At 71.3% G+C, this 24,510-nt stretch carries 12 protein-coding genes and 3 pseudogenes; 6 read left to right on the plus strand and 9 right to left on the minus strand.

Annotated elements, in window-relative coordinates; all coding sequences use genetic code 11:
- Nucleotides 1-4: 4 nt before the first annotated feature.
- From ACLQ22_RS29545 to ACLQ22_RS29575, 7 genes are all read right to left on the minus strand, one after another.
- Nucleotides 5-1,744, minus strand: a complete 1,740-nt coding sequence (locus ACLQ22_RS29545; RefSeq protein WP_425695195.1) for a methyltransferase domain-containing protein — start codon at nt 1,742-1,744, stop codon at nt 5-7.
- Nucleotides 1,741-3,525, minus strand: a complete 1,785-nt coding sequence (locus tag ACLQ22_RS29550; protein WP_425695196.1) for a non-ribosomal peptide synthetase — start codon at nt 3,523-3,525, stop codon at nt 1,741-1,743. The genes ACLQ22_RS29545 and ACLQ22_RS29550 overlap by 4 nt, the downstream gene beginning before the upstream one ends.
- Nucleotides 3,522-4,616 carry an alpha/beta fold hydrolase gene (locus ACLQ22_RS29555; RefSeq protein WP_425695197.1) on the minus strand — a complete coding sequence of 365 codons (1,095 nt, stop codon included), beginning with the start codon at nt 4,614-4,616 and terminating at the stop codon, nt 3,522-3,524. The genes ACLQ22_RS29550 and ACLQ22_RS29555 overlap by 4 nt, the downstream gene beginning before the upstream one ends.
- Nucleotides 4,613-5,857: a cytochrome P450 gene (locus ACLQ22_RS29560; protein ID WP_425695198.1), complete on the minus strand. Its 1,245-nt coding sequence runs from the start codon at nt 5,855-5,857 to the stop codon at nt 4,613-4,615. Before ACLQ22_RS29560 ends, ACLQ22_RS29555 begins: the two co-directional genes overlap by 4 nt.
- Nucleotides 5,854-11,745 (minus strand): amino acid adenylation domain-containing protein, encoded by a 5,892-nt coding sequence (locus tag ACLQ22_RS29565; RefSeq protein ID WP_425695199.1) that lies wholly within the window; start codon nt 11,743-11,745, stop codon nt 5,854-5,856. Before ACLQ22_RS29565 ends, ACLQ22_RS29560 begins: the two co-directional genes overlap by 4 nt.
- A 33-nt stretch (nt 11,746-11,778) precedes the next feature.
- Nucleotides 11,779-12,027, minus strand: a complete 249-nt coding sequence (locus tag ACLQ22_RS29570; RefSeq protein WP_311411323.1) for a hypothetical protein — start codon at nt 12,025-12,027, stop codon at nt 11,779-11,781.
- A 104-nt stretch (nt 12,028-12,131) separates the two neighbouring features.
- Nucleotides 12,132-13,481, minus strand: coding sequence for an MFS transporter (locus ACLQ22_RS29575; protein WP_425695200.1), 1,350 nt, complete (start codon nt 13,479-13,481; stop codon nt 12,132-12,134).
- 281 nt (nt 13,482-13,762) lie between these two features.
- Between ACLQ22_RS29575 and ACLQ22_RS29580 the strand changes: the two genes are divergently transcribed.
- The 4 genes from ACLQ22_RS29580 (at nt 13,763) to ACLQ22_RS29595 (ending at nt 21,280) form a co-directional block, all read left to right on the plus strand.
- Nucleotides 13,763-15,211 carry a B12-binding domain-containing radical SAM protein gene (locus tag ACLQ22_RS29580; protein ID WP_425695201.1) on the plus strand — a complete coding sequence of 483 codons (1,449 nt, stop codon included), beginning with the start codon at nt 13,763-13,765 and terminating at the stop codon, nt 15,209-15,211.
- A 30-nt stretch (nt 15,212-15,241) separates the two neighbouring features.
- Nucleotides 15,242-16,045, plus strand: coding sequence for a hypothetical protein (locus ACLQ22_RS29585; RefSeq protein WP_425695202.1), 804 nt, complete (start codon nt 15,242-15,244; stop codon nt 16,043-16,045).
- Nucleotides 16,042-17,874 carry a B12-binding domain-containing radical SAM protein gene (locus tag ACLQ22_RS29590; RefSeq protein ID WP_425695203.1) on the plus strand — a complete coding sequence of 611 codons (1,833 nt, stop codon included), beginning with the start codon at nt 16,042-16,044 and terminating at the stop codon, nt 17,872-17,874. Before ACLQ22_RS29585 ends, ACLQ22_RS29590 begins: the two co-directional genes overlap by 4 nt.
- Nucleotides 17,875-18,586: 712 nt before the next feature.
- On the plus strand, nt 18,587-21,280 hold the full coding sequence (locus ACLQ22_RS29595; RefSeq protein ID WP_425695204.1) for a DEAD/DEAH box helicase: 2,694 nt from the start codon (nt 18,587-18,589) through the stop codon (nt 21,278-21,280).
- Here the strand turns inward: ACLQ22_RS29595 and ACLQ22_RS29600 are convergent.
- Nucleotides 21,204-21,552: pseudogene (locus tag ACLQ22_RS29600) on the minus strand (hypothetical protein); the annotation flags it as partial. The gene ACLQ22_RS29595 and the pseudogene ACLQ22_RS29600 sit on opposite strands and share 77 nt — an antisense overlap.
- Before the next feature lie 196 nt (nt 21,553-21,748).
- Here ACLQ22_RS29600 and ACLQ22_RS29605 point away from each other — a divergent pair.
- Both ACLQ22_RS29605 and ACLQ22_RS29610 read left to right on the plus strand, forming a co-directional pair.
- Nucleotides 21,749-21,958: pseudogene (locus ACLQ22_RS29605) on the plus strand (transposase); the annotation flags it as partial.
- 244 nt (nt 21,959-22,202) lie between these two features.
- Nucleotides 22,203-22,572, plus strand: a pseudogene (locus ACLQ22_RS29610) (transposase).
- Between the two features lie 267 nt (nt 22,573-22,839).
- On the opposite strand, the gene ACLQ22_RS29615 reads toward ACLQ22_RS29610, so the two are convergent.
- Nucleotides 22,840-24,510: KR domain-containing protein (locus ACLQ22_RS29615; RefSeq protein ID WP_425695205.1), on the minus strand; the 1,671-nt coding region annotated here is incomplete at its 5' end.

The raw sequence follows: 24,510 nt of genomic DNA on the forward strand, positions 1-24,510 counted from the left end.
CGCGCTACCGCCGCGCGCAGAGCATGAACATCTGACTCGGTGCCGCGGGGTCCCTGCCGGTGCGCTCCGCGTCCAGATCGACCAGCCGGGAGAGGTGCACCGCGCCCGTGCCGGAGACACTGGAGCCGGCGATCAGCCAGTCCGGGAACGTGCAGAAGCTCTTGGTCGTGACGTCGCGGAACCCCGACCGGGCGCACTCCCCGGCCAGCACCCCCGGCGGCGTGAGCCGCCCGCGCAGTTCGGCCACCTCCCGGGGCGAGTAGAAGGACAGGAACGTCTGGAACCGGCAGTCGGGGTTCCACGCGCTCACCACGAGCCGGCCCCCGGGGCGCAGGGTCCGCCGGGCCTCGGCGAAGAACCGCCCGCGCTGCGCGGCCGAGAGGTGGTTGATGGTGCCCATCATGCAGCTGACCAGGTCGAAGGATCCGGTCCGGAACGGCAGGAGGGTCCCGTCGGCGACCGCGAACCGCCGCTGCCATCGCCCGTCGACACAGGTCCGTACGCCGGCGTCGCTCAGGTCGACGCCGAACGACCGGACGCCGTACCGGCTGAGCACCTGGGGGTAGCGCATGGTGCCGCTGCCCACGTCGAGCGACGTGCGGTAACGGTCGACGGGACCGAGGGCGTGCAGCAGCTCGACCGACTCGAGCTGCTTCTTCGCGGTGTCCGTCACCCCGGTGTTCTCAAACTGGAGGTAGAACGTGGCGTCGTAGGCGTCCAGCCGGGTCGCGTCGGCGTCGAGCAACCCACGGTCGGCGAGTTCCCCGACCAGCGCCGCCGGTCCCGGCGTGCGCCGAGCCGACCCGGGTGCCTCGGCCGGGGCGGGCGCCGCACGGCAGGCGGCGTGCCGCGTCTGGGCGTCGAGATAGCTGACGTCCCAGGCCAGCAGGACCTCGAAGCAGTCGGCCGCCTCGCCGGGGCGGCCCTGCTCCTGCAGCCGCCGGGCCCGGTGGTAGAGCTGTCGGAGCTCCTCCTCGCCGGGCCCGCCGAGCGACGCCTGCTGGAACGCGATCGCCGCCGCAGCCGGGGCGCCGACCTGCTGGAAGCACTCCGCGGCGGCGTACCAGGCGGAGGCCCTGAGCCGCGCGGACGCGGTGGCCGCCTGGAAGTAGGTGACCGCCTCGCCCGGGTCGCCCCGGTCGCGCAGCGCGCGGCCCACCTCGTACGCGGCGGACGAGTGGCCGAGCAGGGCCGCCCCGGCCGCCCGGGCCACCGCCACGACCGCGGCGTCGCCCTCCCCGGCGCCGGCCGCGCCGAAGCGTTGCAGATGGCGTATCCGGTGCACGGCGAAGGACGGGCCGGCGGTGGCGGCGTAGAGCCGGGCGGCGCGGTCGAGGCTGCCCGCGTCGACCGTGCCGAGCAGCCGACGCTCCGCGTCCAGGAGAGTCGCGGCCTGGACGGCCGTCAGCGACGGTCGTAGCGCGTGCACAGTGCCGACCGCGGTGCCGGCGAAGACCTTCGTGCCGTCGGCGCCCGCGGTGACGGCGGTGATCGGGCCGTCGAGGGTGGTGGCACAGAGCGGCGTGCCGTCCAGCAGCAGGGTGAGCCGCGCGCCGTCGGCGACCAGCTCGCACCACGCCGGGTCCCCGGCGGGCGGGGCACCGGACGACCCGGCGGCGGCCGGCGAGCCGTCGGTGCCGAGGAGGGCGTGTCCACCGTGGTAGGACACCTCCAGCACGTCGTCGCGCCGCCACGCGAGCGTGCGCACCGGCATGGCCACCGGGGCCGTCCAGAGCGGCTTCACCGGTCACTCCCGCCGGCTGCGGGCGCCATCGGCTGCGCCCCGATCCAGGCGCTCAGCTTCGCCACGGTCGGGTGCAGCAGGAAGGTCTCCAGCTCCGCCTGGATGCCGAACTCCTCGTTGAGCCGGTTGGTGAGCACCGCCGCGAGCAGGGACGTACCACCCAGCTGGTAGAAGTTGTCGTCCGGGCCCACGTTGACGGCGTCGAGGACGTCCTCCCACAGGCGGCGGACCACGTCCTCGACCGACCCGTCGACGGTTGGCGCACCGGTGCCGCTGAGCACCACCTCCCGGGCGGCCAGCGCGGCCCGGTCGACCTTGCCGCTCGGCGTCGTCGGAAACGCGTCGACCGGCACGACCGCTACCGGCACCATGTGCGCCGGCAACGCCGACGCCAGCTGCCCGCGAACGTCGGCGGGCCAACCGCCCGGACCGGCGACGGCGTAGGCGACCAGCCTGCGCTCGGCGCCCGGGCGGCCATGCGCGACCACCACGGCATCGGCGAGGCCGGGCACGGCCTTCACCGCGACCTCCACCTCACCCAGCTCGACCCGATGGCCACGGATCTTCACCTGGCCGTCGTCGCGGCCGAGGAACGTGACGGCGCCGTCCACGTCGAGGCGCCCGCGGTCCCCGGTCAGGTACAGCCGCCCGCCGGCGGCACCGTGCGGATCGGGCACGAAGCGTTCCGCCGTCAACGCCGGGCGGTGCAGATAGCCACGGGCCAGCACGCGCCCGCCGATGGCGATCTCCCCGGTCGCGCCGACCGGCAGGGGCAGCCCGCGGTCGTCGAGCACCACGATGCCGGCGCCGTCGATCGCGGCGCCGATCGACGGCAGCTCGGGCCACTCGTCCGGGTCGCGCCCGAGCTGGATCGACGTCACGATGTGCGTCTCCGAAGGACCGTACTGGTTCACCAGCGTGGCCGCCGGCAGCGCCGCGAAGAAGCGCCGCAGCGCCGGCGTGACATACAGCTGTTCCCCGGCGGTGATGACCTCCCGGACCGCCTGGGGGAATCGTTGCTGCCCGGTGGCCGCGCCCGCCAGCGCCTGGAGCGCGACGAACGGCATGAAGATCCGGTTGATCCGGTTCTCGTCGACGAACCTCAGCAGGCGGTGCGGGTCACGCCGCACGTCCTCGTCCACCAGCACCAGGCAGCCACCGGCGGCCCAGGTGCTGAACATCTCCTGGAAGGACGCGTCGAAGCTGAACGCGGAGAACTGCAACGTGCGGGAGCCCTCCGCACAGCCCGACGCCCCGCGCTGCCACTCGATGAGGTTGGTCAGCGGGCCGTGCGGCATCGCCACGCCCTTGGGGACACCGGTGGAGCCGGAGGTGTACATGACGTACGCCAGCTCTTCGTCGGTGACCACGGGCCACGGCTGCCCGGGCCGCGCACCGCCCGACGGCTCCTCGTCCAACCACACCGTACGGACGCCGACCGGCGACGGCAGACGCTCGGCGATGTCGGGCTGGGTCAGCAGCACCCGCACGTCACTGTCGCCCAGCATGAACGCGAGGCGTGCCGGCGGGTAGGCCGGGTCCAGCGGCAGATACGCCGCGCCGGCCCGCAGAACGGCCAGCACGGCGACGGGCAGATTGACGGAACGGTCGACGGAGACGCCGACGATGCGGCCGGTCACGCCGAGGCGCAGCAGCCGCTGCGCGAGCCGGGACGCCGCCGCGTCCAGCGCCGCGTAGGTGAGGGCCTGTCCGTGGTACTCGACGGCGGGGGCGTCCGGCACAGCCCGGCAGCGGTCGTCGAACATGCGCAGGATGGTCATGACCGCCCCGCCGGTGCTCGCAGGGCATCGGTGAGGATCGTGGCCAACTCCCTGACGTGCGGTTCGGTCAGCATCGAGTAGTGGTTGCCCGGGACGAGGTGCCGCCGCACCGGACGCTCGGTGATCCGCTGCCAGCTGTCGGCGGCCCGGTCCCGTCTCAGCGGGTCGGCGTCCGACGCGAAGACCAACAGGAGTTCCTCCACCGGCCGGACGGCGCGGTGACGGCGCCGGGCCCGGTCGTGCGCGCGGAAGAGCGTCAGCCAGGTCAGCAATTCGGTGATGTCGGTGCCGGGCGGCAGGGCACCCGCGGCGCGGGCCGCGGCGAGGACCCGGGCGAGGCCGTCGCCGAAGGAGAGCGCTCGCAGGTCGTCGGCCGGCACGGCGAAGGGCCGGCCCAGGACGCCGCCCAGGTGGGTGGCGAAGGCCGACAGGATCTCGGTCTCGCCCGGCGCGTCGGTCTCTGCGGCCGGGTAGCTGTCCACCAGTGCCAACAGGTCGACGCGCGCGCCGGCCGCGCGCAGCCGCCCGGCCATCTCGGCCGCGAGCACCCCGCCCATGGACCAGCCGATCAGCGAGTACGGCCCGGACGGCTGCGCCTCGGTGAGCCGGACGAGATGGTGTTCGGCGATGTCGGACAGCTCCGGCTCGTACGGATCGGTGTCCGCTGGCGGCGCCGGCAGCCCGTAGACGGGCCGCTCGGGCGGCAGCAGCCGCACCAGCTCGCGGAAGGCGATGAGGTCGCCTCCGGCCGGATGCACGCAGAACACCGGGGCGCCGCCGCCGCGCCGCAGCGTCACCGGGCCCGCCGGGGAGTCCGGCTGCCGGCCGCCGAGGCCGCGCCGGACCAGACCGCTGAGCACCGAGACGCTGGCGGCCTCCTCGTCGGCGTGCTCGAACAGCACGGAGACCGGCACGACCGTCCCGAACGTCTTCTTGATCCGGGCGAGCAGCTGGACAGCCAGCAGCGAGTGCCCGCCGAGCGTGAAGAAGTCGGCGTGGACGTCGACCCCGTCCACGCCGAGCAGGTCCTCGTAGATCCGCGTCACCTCCAGTTCCACGCTGTCGCGCGGGACACTCCTCGCGGCGGTCACACCGTCACCTCCCTGTCAGCACTATGGATGGGCAGGAGAACGACCTCGAGCCGGTCGAGGCCGTGCAGGAACGTCGAGGCGCTGCGCATCGGCTCCCCGCGCAGCTCGATCCGGTCCACCTTGGCGAGCAGCACCTGCAACAGCACGCGCACCTCCATTCGGCCGACCGACGCCCCGACGCAGTAGTGCGGTCCCGCGCCGAGGCTGAGGTGCCGGTTCGGACGCCGGTCGATTCGGAAGGCGTCCGGTTCGGCGAAGACCGACTCGTCGCGGTTGCAGGACGGGATCCACAGCACGACGCGGTCGCCGGCGCCGATGCGGGCACCACCCAGTTCCACCTCGCGCGTCGCCGTACGCATGAGGTGCATCGGTGGTGACGCCCAGCGGAGCACCTCCTCGACGGCCGACGGGAGAAGTGAGGCGTCCCGCCGCAGCCGCAGCCACTGGTCGGGATGCCGGGCGAAGGCCAGCAGGGTGCCGGAGACGGCGTGTCGGGACGTCCCCAGCCCACCGTTGACCAGACCGTCGCAGCTGAGCAGGATCTCTTCGTCGGTGAGCCGCCGCTCCGGGTTCGGTTCGTGCGCCAGTGCGCTGACCACGTCCGCGCGCGGATCCGCCCGCCGGCTCTCCAGCAGGTCGGCGAAGTAGCCGAAGACGTGTGCGCTGGCGGCGCGGCGCGAGGTGCGCTCCGCCGGGTCGGTCTCCTCGGCGAAGGCCGTGCGGACGAGGGCGGCGAGCCGGGCGGTGTCCGCGTCGTCGGTGCCGAGCATCCGCCCCACCACCCAGGTGGGCACCGCGCTGGCGAGGCGCTGCACGATCTCCACCGGTTCGCCCGTCACCAACGGTTCCAGCTCGGTCTCGAGCCGCCGGCGCAGCGCGTCCCGCATCGCCGCCACCTCGTTCGACCGGAACCAGGGCGCGTGCGCCGCGCGCAGCCGGGCGTGCTCCGCGCCGTCGGCGACGACGAGCATCCGGCCGGCCGCGGCCGCCACCGCGGCCTCGTCCGCGCCCAGTCGCATCCCGCGGGTCGAGGTGAACCGGACGGGATCCTCCAGCACCTGACAGGCCAGGTCGTGGGTGGTCACCGACCAGAACGGGCCGTACCGGGGCGAGTCGAGTCTGGCGATCGGACGGTGGCGGCGGACCGCCCGCCAGAGCGCCAGGTAGTCGGTCCGGCGGTAGGTCGCCGGGTCGGTGAGATCGGGCTCCGCGAGCTCCCGGTCGGTGGGTTCGGGCGTCACAGCCGCTCAGCCCGCTGCCGTCTGGTCCCGGCCGGTCCGCCGAGGTCGAGGATCATCGCGTCCAGCGCTGCGGTGAAGTCAGCGATCACCCGGTCGACGGTCGTCTCGTCGAAGAGCGTCGTGTCGTACTCCAGGAATCCCGTCATCGCACCGGGCTCGTCCTGCAGGACGAGCGCGAGGTCGAAACGCACGGCGTCGGAGGCGACCGGCACCTCGGTGACGTCGAGGCCGGGCAGCGTCACCGGTCGGCGCGGCGTGTTGTTCAACACCAGCTTCACCTGGAAGAGGGGGGTGCGCCGGCCGGACCGGCGCGGCCTCAGCGCCTGCACGACCCGTTCGAACGGCACCTGGTGGTGACGCAGCCCGTCCAGCACGGTGGTGCGGGCCCGGTCGAGCAGTTGCCGCCAGGTGGGGTCGCCCCCGGTGTCCATCCGCAGCACGATCTGGTTGACGAAGAAGCCGAGCATGGTCTCGGTCTCCGGCATCGACCGGTTGGCCACGTCCGTGCCGACGGCGACGTCGTCCTGACCGGTGAGGTCGTGCAGGGTCGCCGCCAGCGCGGCCAGCAGCACCATGAAGGGCGTGGCACCGGTCGCCTGGCCGAGGCTCCGCACGCCGCGGCTGACCGACGGCGACAGCCGAACCGGCACGCTGCGCCCGGCGGGCCGCGCGTCGGGTGGATCCGGTCGCTCCGCCGGGCGCGGGAACAGCTCGCGGACGCCGGTGAGTCGTCGGGTCCAGAAGTCCAGTTGGGCGGCGAGGTGCCCGTCGCCGTACGACCGCCGCTGCCAGACGGCGTAGTCGGCGTACTGCGGGGTCGGCGGCGTCGGATCGGGTGGGCGCCCTGCTACCAGGCCGGCATAGGTCTCCGCCAGCTCGGCCGTGAGCAGCCCGAAGGACCAGCCGTCGTGGACGATGTGGTGCATCGACAACAGCCACGCGTGGTCCTCGTCGCCGAGCCGGACCACCTGTGCCCGCAGCACCGGGCCGGCCTCGAGGTCGAAGGGACGGTGGTACTCCCGGTCGACCAGCCGCCGCAGTTCGGCCTCGCGGTGCCCGGCCGGCAGCGCGGTCAGGTCGACCAGCGGCATCGGCACCGGCGCGGCGGGCAGGATCCGCTGCCGCGGCACGCCGTCGTCGTCGGCCACGATGACGGTACGGAGCACCTCGTGCCGGGCGACCACCGCCTCCACGGTCCCGGCGAGGGCCCGGACGTCCAGCGGGCCGACGATCCGGTCGAACACCGGGACGTTGTACTGGTGGTCGCCGGGACGCAGCTGCGCCATGAACCACAGGCGTTCCTGGGCGAAGGACGCGGGCAGCGGGTCGCGCCGATCGACCGCGACCAACGCCGGGAGGTCGTCTCCGGCGGCGGACAGGCCGTCGAGGTAGCTCGCCAGGTCGGCCAGGGTCCGGTGGTCGAACGGCGCCCGTACCGGCACGTCCACGCCGAGCAGCCCGCGCAGCTTGAACACCACCTGCAGGGTGAGCAGGGAGTGGCCACCGAGCCCGAAGAAGTCGTCCTCCGGCCCGACGTCGTCGCAGCCCAGCAGCGCGCGCCAGATGTCGGCGACGACCCGCTCGGTTTCGGTCAGCGGTCGTGCGGGGGCCGCCCAGACGTTCTCCAGCACCGCCGGGTTCGCCGCCATGCGGCGCAGCTGGGCGCGGTCGACCTTCCCGTTCGAGTTGAGCGGCAGCTCGGTGACGGGCAGGTAGCGCGCCGGCAGCGCGGGTTCGGGCAGCCGCTCGCGCGCGTACCCGGCGAGTTCCGGGATCGCCGCCGCGCAAGCCCGGCTCCAGAGCGGATCGTTGGCGTACGGCCGGGCGTCCCAGGGCTCCTCCGGCGGGCGGTGGACGGGCCGGCCGGGCGCCCCGATCGGCCCGCGACGGCGCAGGACGACGTCGTACGCGCCCTCGGCGTGCCCGGCCGCCCAGCTCAACTCGACGTCGACGGATCCGTCGCCGGCCAGCTCCCACCAGTCCTCCGGGGCGGCCTCGTCCGCCGGCAGACCGGTGGCGAGGGCCACGAGTTCCCCGGCGGAGGACGCGGGATCCCGCTCGTCCAGCAACCTCTTCAGGCGGCGGGCCCAGGACAGGCGCGCGTTCGGGACGGCGGCCAGGCGCACGGCGTCGAGCCGCTCGGCGTCGAGCAGGCGGAGCAGGTCGGCGGGGGTACGGCGATCGGGTCCCCAGCCGCGGGTCGGGGGTTCCTCCGCGGCGACGGGCGTACCGACGGTGAGAATGACGTCGTACCGGAAGGTGACCAGTTCGTTGTCCTGACGGCCGCGCTTGGGCAGCACCCGGACCCGCGCGATCCTCGGCCACCGCGCGCCGATCTCCCGGAACAGCGCGGGATCCACGCACAGCTCCGGCTCGTGGGCGACGGCGCGCCGGACCCGCTGGCGCAGCTCGCCCAGGCGCAGCCCGACCGGGGCCTTGTGCACCTCCACCGACGTGTGGAACAGCTCCGACAACGGCAGGCTGCGCAGGTCACCGAGGAAGACGTGGCCGCCGTCGGGCAGCACGTCGACGGCCTGCCGCAGCACCCGCAGCAGGTACTCGACGGACGGAAAGTACTGCACCACCGAGTTCATGACGACGGTGTCCGGCGGTGCGCTCGCCGCGTCGACCCGAAGACTCTCGTGGGCCGGCGCGGCCCAGGTCTCGACCCGGTCGGACCACGCGCCGCCCACGTCGCGCAGGGCACGCCGGACGTACTCCACAGCGGCGGGCGAGTTGTCCGTCGCCTGGTAGGACTCGCAAGTCGGGGCCACCCGACCGAGGATCATGCCGGTGCCACAGCCGATCTCGAGCACCCGACTCGGGCGCAGCCCCCGGATGCGCCCGGCGGCGTCGTCCAGCCAGGCCCGCATGTCGGCAGGGTCGAGGGGCCGCCCGGAGTAGCTGCTCAGCCAGCCGGCGAGGTTGAAGAAGGGGTCCTGGTCGCCGTCGAGTTCGCGGTAGGTGTCCTCGTAGAGCTCCCGCCACTCCCGGACGCGGTCACGGTCCCACCCGACGTCCCGCGTCTGCTGGCCCTCCAGGCAGACGAAGGCCACGATCTGCTCGTCACCGGTGTCGCGGTGGACCAGTTCCGCGGCGCTGGACCGCACCGCGGGGTGACTGTCCAGGACGGCCTCGATCTCCCCGCACTCGATCCGGTGGCCGCGCACCTTGACCTGCTCGTCGCGGCGGCCCAGATATTCGAGACAGCCGTCGGGCAGGTACCGCGCGACGTCGCCGGTGCGGTAGAGCCGGCCGCCCGGCTCGGGGCCGAACGGGTCCGGTACGAAGGCCGCCGCGGTGAGCGCGCCCCGGCGCCAGTAGCCCAGACCGACCCCGGTACCACCGACGTACAACTCGCCGGGCACGCCGATCGGGGTGGGGCGCAGGGCGGCGTCCAGAACGTAGACGCGCGCGTTGCTGATCGGCGTGCCGATCGGCACCCGGCCGTACGGCGTGACCTGGTCACCGTCGTACGCGGTGCAGGCCACGGCCGTCTCGGTCGGGCCGTACTCATTGACCAGCCGGACCCCGGGCTGACCACGACGCAGCCCGGCCACCGCCTCCCCGCGCAGCCCCTCGCCGCCGAGGATGACCGTCCGGCACGGCAGGGCCGGTGCGTCGTCCGCCGCGGACTCGACCAGGAGACGTAGATGGGACGGGGTCAGTTTGACGAAGCTCAGATCGTCGGCCTCGTCGAGCAGGGCCCGCAGTTCCGCTCCGGGCACCTCGCGGTCGGCAGCGGCGAGGAGCAGTTGCTGGCCGGCGAGCAGCGGCGCGAACAGGCTGGTCACCGCCAGGTCGAAGGCCAGCGGCGAGTGCACCGCCACCCCGGTTCCCGCTGAGACGGTGTAGTACCGGGCGGCCCACCGCAGGTAGTTCACCACGTTCCGGTGGGTGAGCAGGGCGGCCTTGGGTCGGCCGGTCGAGCCGGAGGTGTACATCAGGTAGAGCAGGTGGTCGGCCGACACCGGTACCGGGAGGGGCTCCGCCGGCCGCGCCGCGATCGACGCGCGTTCGGCGTCCAGTCTCACCACCCGTAGGGCGGAGCGGTCCACCCCCTCCGGCACGCCGTCCGGCACGACGAGCAGGGTGCTGCCGCTGTCGGCGAGCATGGCGCCGGTCCGCAGTGGCGGCTGCCGCGGATCGAGCGGGAGGTATGCCGCGCCGGTCTTCATGATCGCCAGCAGCACGGCTACCGTGTCCGGCGCGTGCGACAACAGCACCGCCACCGTGCCGCCGGGCCGGGCGCCGGCGTCCCACAGGTGGTGGGCGAGCCGGTTCGCCCACCGCACCAGTTCGCGGTAGGTGAGCACGCTCCCGGCGCAGCACACCGCGGGCGCGTCCGGGCTCCGTTCGGCCTGCCGCTCCACCAGCCCGTGCAGTGGCGCGTCGACGCCCGGCGCGGCGGTGTCGTTCCACTCGGACAGGATCCGGTGCAGCTCCTCCCCCGACATGACCGGTAACCCGGCCAGGCGCCGACCCGGATCGGCGGTCGCCGCCGCCAACAGCTCGCGGAACGAGGTGGCCAGCCGGGCGACGGTGGCTTCGTCGAACAGGTCGGTGGAGTAGTCGATCAGGCATTCCAGCCCCTGGTCGGACTCCCAGACGTTGACATCCAGGTCGAAGCGGGCCGACTCGGTGCCCGTCTCCAGCAGCGTCACCGTGAGGTCGGAAAGCGACGCGGCCAGCGGCGGCGTGTTGTGCAGCGTGAAGTTGACCTGGTAGAGCGGGTTACGGCCGAGGTCACGCTCGGGGAACAGCCGCTGGGCGATGAGGTCGACGGAAACGTCCTGGTGGGCGTACGCCGCCAGGCACGTGTCGCGTACGTGGCGCAGGAGTTCGTCGAAGGTCTGCCCGCCACGTGGGCGGATCCGGAACAGGACGGAGTTGGCGAAGAAGCCGATCAGGTCGTGCAGTTCCGGGTGCCGGCGGTTCGCCACCGCGCCACCGATGACGATGTCGTCCTGGCCGCTCCACCGGTGCAGGACGGCACCGAGGGCGGCCAGCAGGGTCATGTGGGCGGTGCCACCGCGGCGGCGGCTCAGCTCGGCCACCGCCCGCGTGAGGTCGGCGCCGAGCGCGAACCGGTGGGTCGCGCCGCGATGGCTCTGCACGGCCGGGCGTGGCCGGTCGGTGTACAGCGTCAGGGCCTCGGGCGCGCCGCTGAGCTGCGCCTGCCAGAAGGCGAGCTGCTCCCGCGCCTCCGCGCTGTTCTCCCAGTCCGCCTGCCACCGGCTGTACCCGGCGTACTGCACCGTGAGCGGGCTCAGCGGGCTGGGTCGCCCGGCGGCGAAGGCGCGGTAGAGCTGGTCCAGCTCACGCCCGAGCACGCTGAGCGACCAGCCGTCGACCGCGACGTGGTGGAACGTGACGAGCAGGACCGACTCGTGCTCCGCGAGAAGGACGAGGCTGGTCCGCATCGGGGGGTCGACGCCCAGGTCGAACGGACGGCGCCGCTCGATCGACGCGAGCCGGTCGCTCTCCCGCTGCGCGACGTCCGGCTTCAGGCCCCGCAGGTCGATCACGGGCAGCGCCGGTTCGAGGGTCGGCCGGACCCGCTGGTAGGCCACCCCGTCCACGACGGGGAAGGTCGTCCGCAGGATCTCGTGCCGGCACACGATCTCGAGCAGGCAGCGCCGCAGCACACCGACCCGCAACGGTCCGGCCAGGTGAAACGGGTTGACACTGGTGTAGAACGCGCTGTCCGGCCGCAGCCGGTGCAGGAAGAGGATGCGGCGCTGCGCCGACGACACCGGGGCATCGCCCTCGGCGACTCCGCCGTACAGGGCCAGCGGGCCGACCATTCCCCGGTCGCGCAGCCGCTCCGTCAACGCACCACGCTGCTCGGGCGTGAGGCTCTGGATCCGCTGGGTCAGCTCACGCACGGTCGCTCCCCTCCGCCGGTCCACGCCGTGCCGTCAGCCCGCGTCGGCCCGCAACTCGGCGGGCACCTCGAAGCGGAGCTCGGACTCGCAGAACGTCCGCCACCGCGGGGTGTCCGCGTCCCACAGCACGCTCTCGTCGTCCTGCACCGGGTGCAGCACGACGGACAGGTCCTGGCGTACGTAGACCACCGTCTCGTCGGTCAGGCCAATTCCTTCCGGCTCGACCCAGCCGGGGAACCGGCGCAGCTCGGCCAGCAGGTGCCCGCGGTAGTACGGGATCATCGCGTGGCCTCCCGCCCGGACCGGCGCCGCAGGCCGGGTGCCGGCGTCCCGCCGGAATCCGTGTCCACCATCGTTTTCCCCTCTCCACACCGGATGATCGGCCCCTACGAACGCGCGCCCTCCAGGGCTCTCTCGGCCGCCGGCGTCGCCCCGGCGCGCCCGATGCTGCTGAACGCCCCGGACAGCGCGATGGCGACCATGGCCGTACCCACCGCGAGGAGCACCGGGGTGACGCCGACCCCGGCGGCGACGGCGGTGATCGCGCCCGCGCCGAGCGGTCCCAGCGCGGAGTGGATCGTCCAGAAGGCGGCGGTCACCCGCCCCAGCAGGTGACCCGGAGTGATCTCCTGCCGCAACGACATCGAGCAGATGCCCGCCACCCCGGTGCCCAGCAGCATGACCGCCATCAGCACCGCGAGTGCGGGCACGCTGCGTGCCAGCCCCATGCCGGCGACGGCGAGGCCGGCCAGGCTGAAGGCGCCGATCCAGCTGGGGCCGAAGCCCAGCCGCCCGCGGACCCGGGCCACCACGAACGACGCCACGAAGGTGCCCACCGTCCCGGCGGTCAGGACGTAGCCGACCACCGTGTCCGGTTGCCCGAGTTCGTCCTTCAGCCGGAAGATGACGGCGTCGGTGAGCCCGTAGGTCAGGAACGTCAGCAGCGACAGCAGCAGCGTGAGCTGACGCAACAGCGGATGGTTCCAGAGGAAGCGCGCACCCGCCAGGAACTCGTTGCGGACGTTGCCCGCGCCCGCGACGGCCGGCCGGGCGGCGTCCGGCCGCCCCGCCGCGAGCCTGATGAACAGCACGCCGACGGCGGCGACGGCGAAGGTGACGGCGTCGAGGCCGATGGCGGCAGCGGGACCGAAGGCGGCGGCCACCATGCCGGCGAGCGCCGGCCCGGCGACGCTCGCGACCGCGTACGTGGCGTAGAGGTGGCCATTGGCCCTGGTGATCTGGTCCGCCGCGACGATGGCGGGCACCACGGCCACGTAGGTGACCTGGAAGATCATCGAGAAGACGCCGGCCAGGGGCACGACGAGGTAGATCAGCCAGGACGGCTCGGCGACGAGGAAGACGACCGCGACGGCTCCGTAGAGCACGCAGCGGGCTCCGTCGCAGATCATCAGGAGGGTCCTGCGGTCGAAGCGGTCGACGACCACCCCGGCGAAGAGGCCCGTGGTGATGGAGGCGACGCCGGTCAGCCCGGTGACGATTCCCATCTGGACAAGCGAGCCGGTGACCTGCAGGACGAGCAGCGGTATGGCCACGTAGGAGAACGAGTCACCGACGGCGGAGAGCGTCTGTATTCCCAGGAAGGTGCGATAGTTCGGATTGCGCCACAGTGAGGTGCCGGGAGCCGCGGCACCGGCCGGGCGGCCGTTCGGCGAGGCTGCATCTCCTTCGACTCGGGCAGCCGCATCCGAAGCGGTTACTGGATCATCATTAGACACAAGCGGCCCCCCAAACCGGACTCGAATAGTCCATCATGACATCTCCACGTCGGTCAAGGTCGGCGCCAAATCGGCAGACACAAGATCATTATGTTGACAGCCGTGAATGGCTGACATACAGTCGCAAGGCTCGCTCAACGGTAACGCGGGCTTGGCATGGCTCAACGGGGGCATTTATCTCGGCCATGGATATCTGCCGCCGCAGCGGTAATCGCTGAAACCATCTGGAATGTCCATCATCCTGACGGGCGGAAATGCGGGTATCATTCGTTCACACACCAATGTCCACCGTGCCGGTGCCGCAACGGAAGTTGTTCTGGCGGAATTTCGACGTCCAATACCACTCGGTGCACCCGGGCCTGCGCCACATGAAACGCAACATGTGGGAACTGCCGCACTGGATGCTCTGGCTCGGCGGGGTGCTGGACGCGCACGGCTACTCCGACATGGGAGTCCTCGACCTCTACACCGATCCGGGCACCTTCATCGAGCCGGGTCGCCTGGCGAAGGACGCCATCGAGGAGGCGGCTCGCAGCAGTCCGGCCGACGTCTACCTCTTCTCTCCCATGACGGTGAACCTCTGCTACGCGTACGAGATCTCCACCGTCATCAAGCAGATCCACCCCAGGTCCATCATCGTCTACGGCGGGGTGGCCGCGACCCCGCTGGCCGACGAGGTCGCCGCCCACCCGAGCGTGGACTACGTCGTGGTCGACCGTGGGGAGCGCGCCCTGCCCGCACTGCTCGACGCACTGCGCGACGGACAGGAGCCGACGCCCGTGGGCAACCTGGTCTACCAGCGCGAAGGCGGCACCACCCAGCGGACCACAACCCGCTACCCCGACGTCGCCCCCGCCGACCTGCCATTTCCGAAGATCGACCTGTTCCCCCGCAGCAGCGGCGAGGACATCCGTTACCTGCGCCAGGTCTACGCGCTCGGCTGCCCGTACCAGTGCACGTTCTGCACCATCCAGACGATCGGCCGCCGCCCCGGATACTTCCCGATCGAGCGGGTGCTGCGGGAGATCCGGGCGTACCGCGCCCATTACGGCGCCCACCACAGCATCTACTGGGGCGACGAGACGTTCACCCTGCACCCGGAACGGACGCTCGAACTGCTCGACGCGCTCGCCCGGGAGGGCGACATCCAATACGACTGCCAGACGCGGCTCAACTGTCTCACCGACGAGCGCGTCCTGCGCAAGCTCAAGAGCAGCGGCTGCCAGTGGATTGAGATCGGGCTCGAGACCGGGTCGCAGGACACGCATCACACGCACAAACACCACATGAACCTGAACGCGACCACCGAGACGTTGAAACGAGTCCGGGACGCGGGGCTGGCAACGTGCGCGTTCACGGTCAACGGCTTTCCCGACCAGACTCCGGACGACATGGCCCGCAGCATCGACTGGATCAGCGAACTGATCCGCGAGGATCTGCTGCAGGCGACCTACCTGTTCGGCCTCGTGCCCTATCCCGGAAGCACCATGTTCCAACATCCCGAGCGCTTCGGAATGAGAATCCTGCATCGTGACTTCAGCCTTTACCACGAGGACCTGCCGCCGGTCTATGCCACCGACAAGGCCACTCCGGACCAGATCTACCAGGTATTCCTGGACGGGCTGGAAACATTCGCCGAGGCCATGGGCAAACGGCCGTACTTCAATGACGCGTCGCCGGTCGGCGACCTGTCGAAGTATGGCGGGTTCTGGGCGGACGCCCATGTGTAGCGTCTCGCGGCCCTACCGGACGGGAGCATGATGACACCTTCCCCCTGGCGCCTGCTGGCCGACGGCAGCGCGGGCGTGATCCTCACCGTCGCGTTCGAGGCGCGACGCGGCGACCCCGGCTTCGCGGAGCTCGCCCCGCACCTGACCGGGTACCGGGTGCTCGAGGCGGTACCGCCGGCGACGACCGTCACCGAGGTGACGGAGCCCGGCGCCTACATCGAGCCGTGGTTGGCCGCCGCCCTCGCGGACGGGCCGCCCGTCGTCGGTGTCCTGGGGCACTGCGCCGCCGCACCGCTCGCCGCCCAACTCGCGGCCGCGATCCGCGGGTCCGGTGCGGCCGACCCGAGCCTCCTGACGGTGGACCCGGTCCTCGTGGACAGCCGGATCGTCCGCGGCGAGTACCGGCAGGCAGTCGACTCCCTCGCCGCCCACCTCGGGCCGGAGGAGTTGGCGACGGCCCTCGCCCCCGTCGCGGCCCGCGACACGGAGGCCGCGACGACGGGCCCCGCGCTGCTGCCGGTCCTGACCGGTCTGGAGGACGCCTACCGTACGACGCTCGCCGCCGCCTGCCGCACGATGCCCGTGCCCGCCGCCATGCAACGGCAACTCGCCGACCGGTTCGCCGCCTACCTCGCGTTCCTCGCCGCGTCGTCGCTGTCGGCCGCCCAGCCGCCGGCCGCGGCGCCGCTCGGATCCGTGGTGCTCTCCGGTACGCAGGACGCCGAATATCCGAGCGATCTCCTGGTCGGCGCGACCACGTTTCCGGTCGACCGCAACCGCCTGCTGGCGGACGCCGACGTCGCGGCGTTCGTCCTGAAGGTCCTCGGCCGGTGACCGGTGCAGAGGAGCGCATCCGCCGGCAACGGGCGGAGCGCATCGCGCGCGACCTCTCCGAGCACGAGCGGGGATGGCGCTGGTACCCGGGCGACGGCCTGGACCCCGGCACCGTCTCTCCCGCGGCGATGCGGCGCGAGTTGGGCCGGGAGCGACAGCTGATCGCCCGACTGGGCACCGCGAGCGGGCCGGAGGCGGAACGGCAGGGGCACCGCCTCAAGCACTTCCCCGTCCTGTTCGTCAGCGCCCCCCACATCGAGGAGAACGCCACCGGCGCCTTTCCCGGGATGCCGACCCCCCTGCTGTACGCCACCTGCCTGCTCGACCGCATGCTGCGCATCGACGAGTTTCCCCGCGACCGGGTGCCGGAGATCGTCGGTGTGCTCAACCCGCCGGCTTACAGCGACGCGTTCGAGAAGGCGCTCGTCGAGTGCGTGGCCGAGCACCTTCCCGTGGTCGTCGGCATCAGCAACCTGTCGGAGGGCCACCACTTCGCGATCCGCATCGCCGAGTTGGTGAAAACGGTCTCCCCGAACAGCATCGTGCTGCTCGGGGGACAGCACGAGGACGCCGTGAACCCGGATGCCTACCGGTCCACCTCCGAGCGGGTCCGGGCGATGAGCGAACGGCAGCGCGGCGTCCACGGGTCGTATTCGTTGACGTCCCCGCAGCTGGCCCGGCTGGCGGCCCTGCAGACCTTCGCGCAGGAGCGGGAACGCGCCATCGTGGACCTGGTCTTCGCCGGGGACGCGGTCTTCGCCCTGCCCGAGGTGCTCATGGTGATCGCCGAGGACCTGCCCACCGATGCCCGCGCGCTGCGCAAGAGACTGCTGGCCAGTTCCGAACGCTTCGCCGCCCTTCCCGGGGTCGGGCAGCTCATCCTCGTCGACGACGACACCGGCCGGATCACGCCGGTACCGCTGAGCGGCACGCCGATCGACGGCAACAAGTTGCCGTTCATCGACGTCACCAGGCTCACCCACGAGAACCTCTTCCCCGTCTTCGACAACCGGCGGACCGCGCAGGTCATGGCCGCTCTCGGCTGCAAGTACTCCTGCTCGTTCTGCCACGAGTCCGCGGACGCGTTCCTCTACGACCAGCCGAAGATCCGGCAGCGTACGCCCGCGCACGTGATGCGGGAGATCCGCCTCCGCAGCGACCAGGGATTTGAGGCGGTGTTCTTCGACGACAGCACGTTCACGCAGAACCGCCGCTGGCTGTCGGACCTGCTCGCGATGCTCGAGACGGACCAGGCGGCCGGCCGGCAGGTCGAGTGGGGCTGCCAGACCACCATCAACGACGTGGACGAGAAGCTGTTGCAACGGATGGGCCGGACCGGATGCAGCTACATCTACTTCGGCGTGGAGTCGGCCCAGCCGGACGCCGAACGGGTGCAGAAGGTGCAGCGACTACGGTTGCTCGCGGAGCCGACGGACTGGACGGAGCAGTTCCGGCGGGTGGCCCGCTGGTGTCGTGCCGCCGGTGTCCGGGTTGGCACCTCGCTGCAGTTCGGCCTGGGCGAGACCGACGAGCAGCGGGTACGGACGCTTCAGCTCATCGCCGACCTGCACCGCGAGGGCTGCATTCCGGACGGGTGTGTGGCGCTGAACATCAACAGTCCCTATCCCGGCACCCGCCAGTGGCTGGACCTGCTCAGGTCGGACGCGCCGTTGCCCGACTACCGCGACAAGCTGGAGCGGCACCCGGCATTCGAGACCGCACACCAGTTCTCCGCTATCACCGGGGAGGCCGCTTCCGACCTGTACCACCTCGCCGCGGACATCCTGGGCTCCGCGCTGCACCAGCAGGTCGTCCCGACCCAGCAGTGAGGCGGCGCCGCCTCGGCGGGTCACCGGCGGTCTGATCGGCAAGGGCACCAAGGGAAAGCGCGTCCGCACGGTACCGCTGATCGAAGAGGTACGACCGATCGTCGCCCGCCGCCTGGACTCGGTCCCCGAGCCGCACTCCCGACTGTTCACCGGGCCGGATGGTGGACGGAACAGCACTGCCGCACTGCGGGACGCGACGCACTGGGACGAGGTGGCGACGAAGCGTGATCTGCAGCGCATCCGTGCCGAGAAGTTTCGACGATGCGGGCGGCGGCCTTGGGCCCGATGCCCTTGATCAGTCCGGAGCCGCGACAGCGTTTTGATGCCTTGAACGGTGGCGGCAGGGAACCCACCCCGGTCAACATGCCGGTGCCGGAGCCGGCTGGTGGCGACGAGGGCGATCGTGTAGCCGGTCTCCTCGTTGACGTAGGCGACCCGCTCGAGCAAGCCTCGACGACCGTTACGTGCTGCCAGGTGCGGGGGTGGCCGTCATCGGAGGAGATGATCCCAGGGCGGCCGCCTGGCGAGAGTGGCGGCCGAGCACCCGCCGGCCGACGAGAGCACCGCCGCGGCCGAGGCGATGACCCTCGCGGCCGACCGCGGGCCCACCGGTAAGGTGTTCGACGGTCCGGAGTCGGCGGCGGTGAGGGCGTGGCGAACAACGGTGGACGGGACGAGTCGGGCCGGTCCTCGCGACCGAGGGTTGCTGTGGATGAAGATCACCGACCCGGATCTGCCCCTGCCGCCCATCACGGACCGCACCGACGTCCGCGTCCTGCTCCCCGCTGATCCGCAGTTCACCGTCCTGGCGGACAAGCTCGCCGCCGAGGGTGCCGAGGTGCGGCGAGTCCCGCACCTCGTCGAGGACGAGGCCATCCGCCGCCTCCCGGACGATCCGTCTGAGCGGTCGCTCCAGTCGGTCACCTACCCGTGTGCGCTGCTGCGTGGCCCCACCCGACGGCCGAGCCGGGCGAGCGGCGCCGCCGCGGTAGCCGCGCGGGACGCCTTCGCGCTGATGTGGCAGGCGTACGACGGCGCACCATCACCGGATGCCGGCCCAGTCGCCACCAACGGCCTGCTGCCGCCCACCCTGTCCCCTTTCTTTCCGTACCCGACATTCAACCCGGCCCAGGCACAGGTGCTTCCCGCCATCCTCGACGGCGACGAGAACCTGCTCGTCGTCGCACCCACGGGAGCCGGCAAAACGGTGATGGGCATGGCCGCCGCGCTCAAGAGCGTGCTCCTGCGGCGCCGGAAGGCGGTCTGGCTGGTACCCCAACGCTCGCTCACCGATGAGCTCAACCACGACCTGGAGGCCTGGAAGGCAAAGGGGGTGCGGGTCGAGCGCCTCTCCGGCGAGTACGCCGTCGACGCGGACCGGATGCGGGAGGCCGACCTGTGGCTGGCGACCACTGAGAAGTTCGAGGCCGTCTCGCGCAGCTCGGCCCTGCGGGAGGCGCTGGCGGAGGTCGACTGCTTGATCGTCGACGAGATCCATCTGCTCGGCGATCCCGCTCGTGGTCCCACGCTGGAGGCAATGCTGGCCCGGATGCGCGACGCCCAGCCGCCGATCCGGGTGGTCGGGTTGTCGGCCACGGTCGGCAACGCGGCGGAGATCGCGGTCTGGCTGCAGGCCCGGCTGCTGCAATTGACGTGGCGGTCCAGCCGGCTGACCTGGCAGTTGCCCGCGGTCGCGGCGCACGCCGACTGGAACGTGACGGACGCCACCCGAGGCCGGCTGGCGACCGTGATAAGCCGCCTCGTGACCGCCGACGGCGGCAGCGTACTGGTGTTCTGTGGCAGCAAACGCAACGTACGCCGGACCGCGCTGCTGCTCGCGGCCAGCCGGGGCGTGGACACCACCCGGGTCAGGCCGGACGATGCCGCGCAGGTGCACATGGTGTGCGGCCAGGCCGGCGTGGGCCTGCACTACAAGGATTGGCCGTACCGGCGGGACGCCGAGGCGGCCTTCCGCGCCCGGCAGTTCGACGTCCTCGTCGCCACGCCGACCGTGGCCGCCGGGGTCAACCTGCCCGCGCGCGCTGTCGTCGTCCGCGACACCCAGGTCGGGCTGGACGGCTTGGACGTGGCCACCGTCCAGCAGATGTTCGGCCGCGCCGGACGGGTCGGCGCGGGTGAGGACCAAGGTTGGGCGTTCCTCATCGTCGACGACGGCGAACGGCCGGCCTGGCAGGCACGGCTGACCGAGGGATACGTGGTGCGGTCACAGATCCAGTCCAGCCTGCCCGACCATGTCCTCGGTGAGGTGGTACGGGAGGAGGTGACCTCGCGGACAGCGGCTGACCGCTGGTGGGTCCGGACGCTGGCCCACCAGCAGGGCCGTCGCAGCCTCGGTCCGCTGCGGCAGGCCATCCAGTTCCTCGCCGACGCGGGCATGGTCGCTGACACACCGGCAGACGCCGGGAGTGACCTCGAGGAAACGCTCCTGGCCCCGACCGACCTCGGCCAGCTCACCGCACGGCTCATGGTCCCGGCCACGGTATGCGACCACTTGCGCCGGACGTTGAACGACCTACCGGTACCCGCCAGCGCCGCCGAGGCCGAGCGCGCGCTCATCCGTACTGTCGCGACGCTGGTGCCCAAGCTCGCGCAGGTCGCCGTGCCCGAGGATGCCAGGAACGCGGTCGCCGGCATCATCAACTCCGGGGTCGTGCCGACCGGCCCGCCGGCGGAGCCCGCGGCGGCAGCGACCGGCCTGCCCGAGCCTCAGCGCGGCGACCTGGCCCAGGCTGCCCTGCTCGCGGTAGCGAACGCGCCGGAGCTGTTCGGCGAGAGCGTCACCACTATCGCGGGCATGCCGTACGCCGCGATCTATCCCATCCTCGAGGACGCTCCCCGGTACCTGCACTGGCTCGCGAGCCAGGGCCTGCTCGGCACGGTCCACCCGTGGGTCGCGGTGGTCGCCGGAGACCTCGGCCGCCGGGTCAGGTGGCGGCGCTGCCGGCCGCCACGCGGAGCGGGCAGGCTCCTGTGGATCTGCGAGCTGATGGCCACGCCCGTGCATCTGGCCGACGCGGTGCCTGAGCTTTGGCACGCGGCCGTCGGCAACGGCCACACTGCGCCGGACTGGCCGCCCGGCAGGCCGCCTCGCGCCTGCCGGTTGCCAGAGAGCGCCTACCGGAAGCTGCTGTACGAGCGGGCCACTGGATGCGCGATCGCGGTCTCCGGCCGGGACGTCGTCGCGACCGGTCCTTCCGGCGCGGTGGTGACGGTCTGGGCCGGCCGCACCCACCGCGCGGAGCCGATCCGCCGGGGCACGGCGGGCACTACCTTCCCGCCCGGGGACGGAGACCTGGGCGTCGTCGTGTTCACCTGGCGGGGCGACCATCGCGCGACGGGGTGGCTCGGGGAGTACCGGGAAATAGGGGTGGGCTCCGTCGAGTAGGTCCACCTAGGGCCTGTGTCGAAGTCGGACACAGCCACTCGTTGATGGCGGCGAGGTGGATTGTGGCTTCGTAGCGGACAGCGAGCTTGTCGAATCGGGTGGCCACGGCTCGGTTGCGCTTGAGCCGGTTGATGCCCACTCCACGGCGTGGCGCTGCTGGTAGATGTGCGGTGCCCGGAGGTCAGCACGATGGCGAGGGGTTTCTGGCCCTGCTCGCAGCCCAGGTGCAGCTTCGTGGTCAACCCGCCACGGGACCGGCCCAGCGCATGGCCGTCCGGCTCGGCACTGACACCGCCGGGTGGTTCGGCCGCGCCGGAAACCCGCGTTGAACGCCTTCGCCATCACCTTCAGCGACCGCTTCCCCGCCGCTGAAACCTACTAACCAAGATCGACGAAAACACCCTTAGAGGTCCTAACTTCATGATGTTGGGCGTAACCGACTGGACGTGAGGGTCGTTTCGTCTGAACGTGAGGAGGGGTGAGCAGCCGCCGTGGATCGTCTCGGACGAGTTGTGGGCCGAGATCGCGCCGCTGCTGCCACCCCGCCCACCACGGCGGAGCCGGTATCCGGGGCGTAAGCCGCTTGATGACCGGAAGGTGCTCTGCGGGATCTTGTTCGTGCTCTACACCGCGATCCCGTGGGAGTACCTACCCCAAGAGTTGGGGTTCGGGTCGGGGATGACCTGCTGGCGCAGGTTGCGGGACTGGAACAACGCCGGGGTGTGGCAACGGCTGCACGAGGTGCTCCTGGCCCGGCTGCGGGGCGCGGGCCAGTTGGACATGTCGAGGGCGGTGATCGACGGCTCCGACATCCGGGCGCTCAAGGGCGGCCCAAAACCGGTCCGAGCCCGGTCGACCGCCGCAAGCCTGGCTCGAAACACCACGTCATCACCGACGCCGGCGGCATCCCCTCGCGGTCACGCTGACCGGCGGGAACAGGCACGACTCCACCCAGACCACCACCCTGCTCGACGCCATCTCACCCATCGGCGGACGCCCGGGACCAACACGGCGGCGCCCCGACCGGCTGTACGCCGATCGGGGCTACGACTACGACAGCCACCGTCGCCAGATCCGCGCGCGGCGTCACCCCCGTCATCGCCCGACGCGGCACACCCCACGGCTCCGGCCTCGGCTCCAACCGATGGATCGTGGAACGCACCATCGCCTGGCTGCACTGGTTCCGCCGCCTCCGCATCCTATGGGAGATCCGCGACGACATCCACGAAGCCTTCCTCAGCCTCGCCTGCGCCCTCATCTGCTGGCGCCAACTCCAACGCACCCACAGTTAGGAGTTCTTAGCGAGACAGGCCCCCCACCGGCGGAGGCCGACAAATCGCGGAAAGGACCCCGAGGTCAGTCACCTGCTGGGTCAAACCCCGGCGGGAGGTGCTCACCAACATCATCTCTGCCACCTGCGGATCCTCGACCCACAAGGCGACCTGCCGGGTCAACTCCGAACAGGTTGGTGGTCCCCCACCCGAGTCAGGATTCGGTGGCTCAGCAAAGCTGAGCCCATTGAGCTCGCTTAGAATTGATTGAGCTCGGGAGGGCCACATCTACTTTGACCCCCGGTAGTCTACGAACGCTGGGCGCTCCTCGGACGAGTGGGAGAACCAGTCATTGACCGCCAACGCGCTCACCGAAGCGTATTGGTCGGTTATTTGTACATGATTTCCTGGCACATCTGCCAACGTGACTGTGGTGGCGTAGCTCCAGGTGAACATCCAGTCGTTATTGTCTGCCGGTCCGCTGATCCGTTCGGATGCACGGACCTGGAGCGTCGGTATCTCGATTTGCTCCGCAGGCCACCACTGGAAGGAGAGGTAATGGACCATCGCGAAGACCCAGCTGTCATCGCCGTCATCGCCAGTCCGCCTGAGTCCCTCAAAAATTTGCTTTCGCCACAGCGGCCCGTCCTCCGATACGGTTTGAAGGTCCGCCTGCGAGGGTGCGTCGAGCAGAATGACGCCAGCCGGCGCCACGCCCATCCGCGCCAGCTTGGCAGCAACCCGGTGGGCGATCAGCCCACCGCTGGAGTGGCCGCCCAGTGCGAATTCTTCGCCGTTCGCGTTGTCTCGGATGATTGTCTCGGCGTACGCGAGAGTCATCGCCTCGATGTTCTCCGGCAGTTTCTCACCGGCATGGAAGCCGGGCGGGTGCAACACCGACACGTCACGGGTGCCTTGGAAGGCCAACGCCAGCCGCGCATATTGGAAATTGGCCGGGGCTACGTATGGGGTGAAGAGGTACAACTTGGGCTTGCCGTCGCCGGTGGCGACCCGTGTGGGAGGCCGGACCGCCTCGTCGGCCGTGTCCACACCGAACGTCTGGCGGAGCTTCGCCAATCGCCCGATCACGTCGGAGAACTCGTCGTGTCTGCCGTCGACCTCGGCCTGCATGTACATCTCCGCGAGGTTCGACACTCGAACGGCTCCCGAGCCGGCCGATTCGGCTCCGGTACTGCGGTCGCTGCCGGCACTCACGGCGGAGGCCATCTCGTTCATCAGATGATCGGTCAAGGCTCCGGTGCTGGGATGGTCGAAGACCAGCGTGGCCGGCAACGACAGGCCGGTGGCGGTGGCCAGCCGGTTACGTAGTTCCACCGCGGTCAGCGAGTCGAAGCCGAGCTCGCGGAACGCGCTGTCCGGATCAATCGTCGCTGGGCCGGTATGGCCGAGCACGACGGCGGCTTGTGTCCGTACCAGTTCCAGGACTGTCCGTTGGCGTTCCTCGACTCCCATAGCGGCCAGCCTGGTGGTCAGATCCACCGGCGTATCGGTTGTGGTCGCCGCCCGGCGGGTCGGGCCACCGGCCAACATCCGCCACAGCGGCGGCACGCTACCGGCGCCGGCTCGACGAAGCGCGGCCATGTCCACCCGGATCGGTACCAGCTGTGGCTGGTCGGTACGCACTGCCGCGTCGAACAATGCCAGGCCTTCCTCGGAGGACATGGCAAGAACGCCGCCGCGTCGCATCCGGTCCAGGTCGACCTCGTCGAGATGCCCGGTCATCGCCGACTGCTGGGCCCACAGTCCCCACGCCAGTGACTGTCCGACCAGACCGGCGGCCTGCCGTCGTAGCGCCAGGGCGTCCAGGACCGCGTTGGCCGCGGCGTAGTTGCCCTGTCCCGGTGATCCGAGGGTGGCCGCTGCCGAGGAATACACCACGAACAACGCGAGATCCATATCCTGGGTCAGTTCGTGTAGCCACCACGCCGCGTCGGCCTT

The sequence above is a fragment of the Micromonospora sp. DT178 genome, from assembly GCF_049841695.1.
Classification (GTDB): Bacteria; Actinomycetota; Actinomycetes; order Mycobacteriales; family Micromonosporaceae; genus Micromonospora.

Bases quoted from the DNA above. Each gene is read 5' to 3' on its own strand.
- ACLQ22_RS29595 (WP_425695204.1), top strand. From the start codon at position 18,587: ATGAAGATCACCGACCCGGATCTGCCCCTGCCGCCCATCACGGACCGC.
- ACLQ22_RS29550 (WP_425695196.1), bottom strand. From the start codon at position 3,525: ATGACCATCCTGCGCATGTTCGACGACCGCTGCCGGGCTGTGCCGGAC.
- ACLQ22_RS29585 (WP_425695202.1), top strand. From the start codon at position 15,242: ATGACACCTTCCCCCTGGCGCCTGCTGGCCGACGGCAGCGCGGGCGTG.
- ACLQ22_RS29570 (WP_311411323.1), bottom strand. From the start codon at position 12,027: ATGATCCCGTACTACCGCGGGCACCTGCTGGCCGAGCTGCGCCGGTTC.
- ACLQ22_RS29580 (WP_425695201.1), top strand. From the start codon at position 13,763: ATGTCCACCGTGCCGGTGCCGCAACGGAAGTTGTTCTGGCGGAATTTC.